Source organism: Streptomyces sp. DH12, from assembly GCF_020873895.1.
Lineage (GTDB): Bacteria > Actinomycetota > Actinomycetes > Streptomycetales > Streptomycetaceae > Streptomyces.
Genome location: NZ_JAHWGT010001301.1, coordinates 1 through 427, shown reverse-complemented (window position 1 = coordinate 427; position 427 = coordinate 1). Strand labels below are relative to the sequence as shown.

Here is a 427-nt window from a genome sequence, read left to right as displayed (position 1 = left end):
CCACAGCCAGCGCGACAGCGGCGCGTCGAGCAGGGCCGTCAACCGGGCCGGATACCCCTGGGGACCCGCTGGACCGGGGGGTGGTACGGCCGAGGAGGTGACGTGTGTGCTCATGGTGACCGGTCCCTTCCGAAGCCGGTGACGATCACGTGGTGCGCGGTCGTCGTACTCCAGCTCTCAGCATCGGTGAAACGGCCGGGGGACGCAGGGGCCGACCGGGGCACGGCCGGGGACGGGCGGCCCCGCCGGGCCAGGGGGTCAGCGGGTCGGATCGTCCTCCCGGCGCACCACGACCACGGGGCAGGCCGCGTGCTGGGCGCACCGCTGGCTGACCGAGCCCAGCACCGCCCGGGCGAAACCACCGCGCCCGCGGCGGCCCACGACGAGCACCTCGGCCCCCTCGGAGGCACGGATCAGCACGTCGGAC

Annotated in this window: 1 protein-coding gene; it reads right to left on the bottom strand. The window is 75.4% G+C overall.

Going from position 1 to position 427, the window contains the following annotated elements:
* Positions 1-258 precede the first annotated feature (258 nt).
* On the bottom strand, positions 259-427 hold a 169-nt coding region (locus LPA54_RS39785), incomplete at its 5' end, for a universal stress protein (protein ID WP_228985282.1).